Here is a 6,046-nt window from a genome sequence, read left to right as displayed (position 1 = left end):
CCGCGGGCGGGCGCCGCCCCCCCCCCCCCGCGGCCGTAGGCCCGTCCGCGCGGAGCCCGCCCCCGGCGGCGGGGCGCGGCGGGGACCGGGAAGTCCGGAGGCGGGGTGGCCGACGCCGGTGGAGCGGGAGTCGGTCACCCCGGAACCGGGCGGGGTCAGGCCGTGCCGACCGGGACGCCGGCCTCCAGGTTGAGGACGGTGCCGCGTTCGCGGGCGCGGAGGGCCCAGCGAAGGCGCTCGTAACGGACCGGGGGCAGCATGCCGGACGCCTCCTCCTCGGTGACGAAGCGCCAGCCGCGCAGTTCGGAGCCCGGCAGCAGGACCCGGTCGGCCTGGGCGCCGGTGAGGCGACCGCCGTCGAAGAGGAGGCGCAGGCCGCCGTAGCCGGGCGGGCGGGGCGCTTCCCAGTCGACGAGGAGCAGTCTGGGTACGCCTTCGAGTTCGAGCCCTATCTCCTCGGCTACCTCCCTCATGCCGGCGCGGGCGGGTGGCTCGCCGGGTTCGACCACACCGCCGGGGAACTCCCAGCCGGGTTTGTAGGTGGGGTCGACGAGCAGGACGCGGTCCTGTTCGTCGAAGAGCAGCACTCCGGCGGCGAGCGTTTCGCCGGTCGGCTCCGGGGTCTGGACGATCTCGCACACGCCGGCTGTTCCGCCGCGTACCGCCTCGGCGATGGTCTCGGCGGTCTGATGGGGGGTGAGGTGGCTGTTGTCGACGGCGTACGCGTCGGTGGCCAGCCAGCCGCCGAGCGCGGCGCGGTAGGGCTCGATGTGGTCGTACGCCCACTGCCGCACGCGCTCGTTGCCGTCCGGGTCGCCGTCGAACTCCTCACGGGCGGCGATACGCCTGCGCAGGATCGTTTCATCCGGTGTCAGTACGACATGGTGGACGGCTATGCGGCGGGAGGCGAGCCCGCCGAATATCTCATCGCGGTACTCCTGGCGCAGCAGCGTCATGGGCACCACCAGCACCCCGCCGACCTCGGCGAGCAGCGCGGCGGCGGTGTCCACGACCAGGCGCCGCCACATGGGCAGGTCCTGGTAGTCGGTCACCTCGGCGAACCGCTTCTGCGGCAGCAGGTGGCGCAGCGTGCCGCCGATGATCTCGGGGTCGTACAAGGTGCTGTTCGGGATCAGATCGATCAGTTCGCGCGCGGCGCCGGTCTTGCCCGCACTGAACGCACCGTTGATCCAGACGATCACGGCTCCCCCTCCTCCGTAGCCCCCAGTGGCTTGCCCGCACCACCCTGCCACGGAAACCCGCCGCCGGACAGGACGGCTCGTAGACACTGTCTACTCCTCCTGGTAGACAGCGTCCATGCAGGAACCGCGTGAACACGACACAGGGTTGCGCGCCCGTCTGGTCGAGACCGGGGTGGAGTTGGTCACCGGGGAAGGGACCCAGTCCCTGTCGCTGCGGGAGATCGCCCGCCGGGCCGGGGTGTCCCACGGGGCTCCCCGGCGCTACTTCCCCACCCACCTGTCGCTGCTGTCCGCCATCGCCCGGGAGGGCTTCACCGCCCTCGCCGCCAGGGCGGCCGAGGCCATCGGAGCGATCGGGGATGGCGGGGACGCCGGGGTCGCCGGCCCGACCGAGACGAGGGGTGGGGCCCGGACCGCGTCCCCCCGGGACCAACTCCTGGCGCTGGGGCGCGTCTACCTGGACTTCGCCCTGACCAACCGCGGCATGTTCGAGCTGATGTTCCGCCACGATCTGCCGGAGAGCGACGCCTTGGGTCCGCGCGGGACGAGCCTGCCGCTCTTCGACATGTTCGTCGACCTGGTCGGCCGCGCGGGGCCCCGGACCGACGCCCCGCCCGACGTCGTCGCGGGCGCCCTGTGGGCGAACCTGCACGGCATCGCCCAACTGTGGGGCCGGGGCAGCCTCCGGCCGGCGACGGGGTCGGACGACGTCGAACCGCTGCTGCGCGCCGCGATCGACGCCCACCTCGGTCCGGGACGCCGATGAGCGCGGCGCGGCATCGACGCCTCGTCGTGGGTGGCAGCGTCGCCGGCGCCGCCCTCGTGCCCCTGGAGACGACGGTTCTGGCGGTTGTGCAGCCCACCATGCGGCGGGGCCTGCACGCCTCGTTCGTCGCGGTCCAGTGGACCAGTGGACCAGTGGACCACTACGGGCTACCTCGTCGCGGTCGCGAGCCTGCTGGTCCTCGCCGGGCGCCTCGGCGACCTGTACGGCCACCGGCGGGTGTTCGCCGTCGGGATCCTCGGCTTCGGGGCGACCCCGGCGGGGATCGGCGTGGCACCCGGCGTCGGCTGGGTGGCGCCGCGCGCCGTCCGTTCCCCGCGACGCCGACCGGAGAGGCACGGTTCCATAGATCCCGACTGTTACCCTTCGTGCCCGAATGGGCAGATTGCGTTGTTCACGGGAGGGCGCGTGAAGATCACCTGCGTCGGCGGCGGGCCCGCCGGGCTCTACTTCTCGATCCTCATGAAACGACAGGACCCCTCCCACGACATCACCGTCCACGAGCGCGACCCGGCCGGTTCGACGTACGGCTGGGGAGTGACGTACTGGCCGGGGCTGCTCGACAAGCTCCACGCCCATGACCCCGAGTCCGCGCGCGCCATCAGCCGGAGCTCGGTCCGCTGGAGCGGCGGCGTCGCGCACATCCACGGGGGTACGACGGTGCACGACGGCGACGAGGGCTTCGGCATCAGCCGGCGCCGGCTGCTCGCCCTCCTCGCCGAGCGGGCCGATTCCCTGGGTGTGCGGATCGCCTACGAGCGGGAGATCCCGGGCGGGGCGGAGTTCCCGGACTCCGACCTGGTCGTGGCCGGTGACGGCGTTCACAGCGGGCTGCGCGACCGCCACGCCGACCACTTCGGCACCGAGGTCACGAGCGGGCGCAACAAGTACATCTGGCTCGGCACCACCAAGGTGTACGACACCTTCACCTTCGCCTTCGTGGAGACGGCGCACGGCTGGATCTGGTGCTACGCCTACGGGTACGACGCGGACCGCAGCACCGTCGTCATCGAGTGCTCGCCGGACACCTGGCGGGGCCTCGGGCTGGACCGGGCGGCCGAGGCCGACGGGCTGGCGCTGCTGGAGGAGCTGTTCGCCGAGCCGCTGGACGGGCACCGGCTGATCGGCCGGGAGAAGGCCGACGGCGCCGCGCGGTGGCTGAACTTCCGCACGGTGACCAACCGGACCTGGCACCGCGACAACGTCGTCCTGATCGGCGACGCCGCCCACACCACCCACTACTCCATCGGCGCGGGCACCACACTCGCGCTCGAGGACGCGATGGCCCTGGCCGCGGCGGTGCGCGAGACCCCCGAGCCGCGGCAGGCACTCGCGCGCTACGAACGGGAGCGGATCGCCGCCCTCCTGCCGGTCCGCAGCGCGGCCCACTACAGCGCCCAGTGGTACGAGAACCTCCCCCGCTACGTCCGGCTCGAACCGGCGCGGATGTTCGCGCTGCTGGGCCAGCGGCACTCCCCGCTGCTGCCGTACGTGCCGCCGCAGCTGTACTACCGGATCGACCGGGCGGCCGAGCGGATGGAGGCGCTGCGCCGGTTCAAGCGCTGGCTGGGCCCGAGGGTCGCGCGGACGCTGCAGAGCCGCAGCCGCTGAGGGGCCGCGGTCGCGGACGGGCCGCCGCCGGGGTGCGTGGACCGGCCGGGTCGGCCCGGCCGGCGGGTTCGCGGTCGTCCACCGGCACTTCGGACCGCGCCATCGCGGACGTACGGGAGCGCGTTCCGCGGGCGAGCGCGGCGGCGGTCCGGGAGCGCATCCTGTCCGGCCGCGGCGCCGGGCCGCGTCCGCCCCTCCACCGCTGAGGGATCCTCACCCGCTGCGCGACACCACGAGCGTCCGGGGACGTCAGCCGCTGAGCGACACCGCCGTCGGCGCCTCGTCGTGGCCGCGCGGCGATACGGCCGCCGCCGCACCCAGCAGCCCCGCGTCGGTGCCCGTGACGGCCGGGGCGACCGTCAGACGCTGGACGAAGGAGAGGGTGGCGTAGTCGCGCAGGGCGCGCCGCAGGGGGGTGAACAGCACGTCACCGGCGCCCGCCACTCCCCCGCCGATCACCGCGATCCCGATCTCGACCAGTGTCGCGGTGGCGGCGATCCCGGCGGCCAGTGCCTGCGCGGCGCGCTCGAAGGACGCCACCGCGACCGGGTGCCCGGCGCGCGCCGCGGCGGCCACGGCGGCGGCCGTGGTGTCGCCGTCGGGGCCGGGACGCCAGCCGTTCTGCAGGGCGCGGCGGGCGATGTTGGGGCCGCTGGCGATCCGCTCCACGCAGCCGCGCGACCCGCAGGGGCAGGGGTCGCCGTCCAGGTCGACGCTGATGTGCCCGATGTGCCCGGCGTTGCCGGTCGGCCCGGTGTGGAGCCGGCCGCCCAGGACGAGACCGCCGCCCACGCCCGTCGACACGACCATGCACAGGGCGTTGTCGTAACCCCGGGCGGCGCCCTGCCAGTGCTCGGCGGCGGTCATCGCGACTCCGTCCCCGACGAGCCGGACGGGCAGGCCGCCGGTGGCCGCGCCCACCCGTTCGACGAGGGGGTAGCGGCGCCAGCCGGGGACGTTGACGGGGCTGACGGTGCCGGCGGAGGCGTCGACCGGTCCCGCGCTGCCGATGCCGACGGCGGTGACGCCGGCCCACAGCGGGGACGCCGCGAGTCCGGCCAGGACGTCCTCGACGGCGCGCATCACCGTCTCGCCGTCCTCCCGCGCGGGGGTCGGCCGCTGGACCCGTACGAGAATCTCGCCGTCGTCGCCCACCAGCGCGCCGGCGATTTTGGTGCCGCCGATGTCGAGCGCGGCGACGAGGTGCGAGTGCATCGGTGTGGGATCCCCCGTACGAGCTGTCGTCACCCGCGGACACAGAGCGGGCGCAGGAAGAGTCTGCCCTACTCTCCGCTGCTCTGACAACGTTGTCCAGGGCCTATGCTCGACGCCACACCCTGCGGACACCCCGCGGACACCTCCGCGGGGTGTCCGCAGGCGCCCTCGCAGACCGGACGACGACAGGACAGCGCACCGTGGCCGAGACCGACCGCCGCCCCGACCATCGCTACGGCAACCGGCCCACCATGAAGGATGTCGCCGCCCGCGCGGGCGTCGGGCTCAAGACCGTCTCGCGCGTGGTGAACGGCGAGCCGGGCGTCACGCCCGACACGGAGCGCCGGGTCCAGGAGGCCATCGAGGTCCTCGGCTTCCGCCGCAACGACAGCGCGCGGGTGCTGCGCAAGGGCCGCACCGCCTCCATCGGCCTCGTCCTGGAGGACCTCGCCGACCCGTTCTACGGCCCGCTCAGCCGCGCGGTCGAGGAGGTCGCCCGGGCGCACGGCGCGCTGCTCATCAACGGGTCCAGCGCCGAGGACCCGGACCGGGAGCAGGAGCTGGCCCTCGCGCTGTGCGCGCGCCGCGTCGACGGGCTAATCGTCATCCCGGCCGGCACCGACCACCGCTACCTGGAGCCGGAGATCAAGGCGGGCATCGCGACGGTGTTCGTGGATCGCCCGCCGGGGCGCATCGACGCGGACGTGGTGCTCTCCGACAGCTTCGGCGGCGCTCGCGCGGGCGTGGCGCACCTGGTCGCGCACGGCCACCGGCGCATCGGCTTCATCGGCGACCAGCCGCGTATCCACACCGCCGTGGAGCGGCTGCGCGGCTACCGGGCGGCGATGGAGGACGCCGGTCTGCCGGTCGACGACCGGTGGGTGTCGCTCGGTTCGACGGAGCCGGGGCGGGTCCGGGACGCCGTCGCGGCGATGCTGTCCGGCGCCGAACCGGTGACCGCGATATTCGCGGGCAACAACCGGGTGACGGTGACGGCCGTGCGGGAGCTGGCGGGGCGCGAGCGCCGGGTGGCGCTGGTGGGGTTCGACGACATCGAACTCGCGGACCTGCTGGGCATCACGGTCATCGCGCAGGACGCCGCCGCGCTGGGGCGCACGGCGGCGGAGCGGCTCTTCCGCCGGCTGGACGGCTCGGAGGACGCCCCGGCGCGGGTGGTGCTGGGGACGACGCTGATCGCCCGCGGCTCGGGCGAGCTCCCGCCGTCGTAGGCGAG

At 74.4% G+C, this 6,046-nt stretch carries 5 protein-coding genes; 3 read left to right on the top strand and 2 right to left on the bottom strand.

Annotation, left to right across the window (positions count from 1 at the left end):
- Positions 1-155: 155 nt before the first annotated feature.
- Entirely contained in the window at positions 156-1,202 is a 1,047-nt protein-coding gene (locus tag ABZZ38_RS15295) for an NUDIX domain-containing protein (RefSeq protein ID WP_356739639.1), read from the bottom strand.
- Positions 1,203-1,317: 115 nt separating this feature from the next.
- On the opposite strand from ABZZ38_RS15295, the gene ABZZ38_RS15290 reads away from it, so the two are divergent.
- Both ABZZ38_RS15290 and ABZZ38_RS15285 read left to right on the top strand, forming a co-directional pair.
- Positions 1,318-1,968 (top strand): TetR/AcrR family transcriptional regulator, encoded by a 651-nt coding sequence (locus ABZZ38_RS15290; protein WP_356739637.1) that lies wholly within the window; start codon positions 1,318-1,320, stop codon positions 1,966-1,968.
- 426 nt (positions 1,969-2,394) lie between these two features.
- Entirely contained in the window at positions 2,395-3,597 is a 1,203-nt protein-coding gene (locus tag ABZZ38_RS15285) for an FAD-dependent monooxygenase (protein WP_356739661.1), read from the top strand.
- Between the two features lie 249 nt (positions 3,598-3,846).
- Here ABZZ38_RS15285 and ABZZ38_RS15280 read toward each other — a convergent pair whose 3' ends face one another.
- The gene (locus ABZZ38_RS15280; protein ID WP_356739635.1) at positions 3,847-4,812 is read right to left on the bottom strand and encodes an ROK family protein; all 966 of its coding nucleotides are present in this window, start codon (positions 4,810-4,812) and stop codon (positions 3,847-3,849) included.
- Between the two features lie 251 nt (positions 4,813-5,063).
- On the opposite strand from ABZZ38_RS15280, the gene ABZZ38_RS15275 reads away from it, so the two are divergent.
- On the top strand, positions 5,064-6,041 hold the full coding sequence (locus tag ABZZ38_RS15275) for a LacI family DNA-binding transcriptional regulator (RefSeq protein WP_356739659.1): 978 nt from the start codon (positions 5,064-5,066) through the stop codon (positions 6,039-6,041).
- The last annotated feature ends 5 nt before the right edge of the window (positions 6,042-6,046 follow it).

It is taken from the genome of Streptomyces sp. NPDC006368, from assembly GCF_040612535.1.
Taxonomy (GTDB): domain Bacteria; phylum Actinomycetota; class Actinomycetes; order Streptomycetales; family Streptomycetaceae; genus Streptomyces.
Note: the sequence above shows the minus strand (reverse complement) of the source record. Positions and strands in the feature narration are given on the sequence as shown.

Bases quoted from the DNA above. Each gene is read 5' to 3' on its own strand.
- ABZZ38_RS15290 (WP_356739637.1), top strand. From the start codon at position 1,318: ATGCAGGAACCGCGTGAACACGACACAGGGTTGCGCGCCCGTCTGGTC.
- ABZZ38_RS15280 (WP_356739635.1), bottom strand. From the start codon at position 4,812: ATGCACTCGCACCTCGTCGCCGCGCTCGACATCGGCGGCACCAAAATC.
- ABZZ38_RS15275 (WP_356739659.1), top strand. From the start codon at position 5,064: ATGAAGGATGTCGCCGCCCGCGCGGGCGTCGGGCTCAAGACCGTCTCG.